This window comes from Lichenifustis flavocetrariae (assembly GCF_026130545.1).
GTDB classification, from domain to species: Bacteria; Pseudomonadota; Alphaproteobacteria; order Rhizobiales; family Beijerinckiaceae; genus Lichenihabitans; species Lichenihabitans flavocetrariae.
The window spans coordinates 1-1037 of record NZ_JAMOIM010000149.1; the positions used below are offsets into that span (position 1 = coordinate 1).

2 protein-coding genes are annotated in these 1037 nt (G+C 62.6%); both read right to left on the reverse strand.

From position 1 onward, the window contains the following. Window positions 1-14 precede the first annotated feature (14 nt). Complete coding sequence (locus M8523_RS36360) at window positions 15-593, reverse strand: LysR substrate-binding domain-containing protein (protein WP_345894373.1); 579 nt, start codon at window positions 591-593, stop codon at window positions 15-17. Further along, window positions 578-1037: LysR family transcriptional regulator (locus M8523_RS36365; RefSeq protein WP_282589654.1), on the reverse strand; the 460-nt coding region annotated here is incomplete at its 5' end. The genes M8523_RS36360 and M8523_RS36365, both read right to left, overlap by 16 nt.

A 1037-nucleotide genomic window follows, 5' to 3' on the forward strand; every position in this document is an offset into this window, starting at 1 on the left:
AATGGTGGCCGACATCAAATCGGAACGCTGGCCGGCTTCAGATCGGAATACCCGGCCGGCTTGCATCGGAATTCGCAGACGGGTTGAAGCGCACCGCTTCTGAAATAGGGGTCGAGCCAGTTTTCAAATGTCGCGATGATACCTCGGCCGGCACGGGCGAACTCGATCGCCGCCGGAGCTGCATCAACGCCGATGATCAAACGTCCCGGTAGATCGATCGGCACGTGTTCGTCGCCACGTTCCAAGTTCCAACCGACGAGCGCGCCGCTTGAAAAGCGCAGCCGAATGCACTCGTGACTCAGAAGGTCGCGCGGCCGGAGCGGGACGCCGTGTGCTTCCAGATATGGCGGCGCTGCCGCCAGGGCTAATCGCTGAAACCGCGGTCCGATCGGTACGGCGATCATGTCCTTTGCCAGATACTCGCCGTATCGGATGCCGGCGTCGCAGCCGGCCGCTGTGACATCGACGAGCCGATCATCGATCATAATTTCCACCCGCACCTCTGGATGAGTCGCGACGAAGCGCTCGACCAGAGGAGGCAGAATGTCGACCAACACGGCGCCGGTCACGTTCAGCTTCAGGAGCCCGCGCACAGCCCGTTGTGAACTGGCCGCGTCTGCAGTGCGGCCCGCGTCTCGACCATTAAAGGCGTGAGACGGTGGGCGAGTCCGCGGCCGGCCTCGGTCAGCATAACGCTGCGCGTGGTACGGATGAGCAGCGGCACGCCCAGTTGCGTTTCCAGCTGGACGATCTTCTCACTCACTGTCGATGGCGACAGACCCAACCAATTGGCGGCCGCGCGAAAGCCCCCGGCGTCGCTGACAGCCAGGAAGACCGTTAGTCTTACTGCGTCACAAGGGTGTTGGATCGTCTGGGGTGGTGTGGCGCGCGAGGCAGCATGGACATCTTTGCAGGCTTCTGGCGAGATCTGCCGTGAGCCGTCGGCGCATGGATGCGATAGAGTTGGAGACGTGGCGTTCGGGTCGGACCGGGAGCGCCTCTGGGTCTGTGATGGGAGTGAATGGAAGATTGCCCGA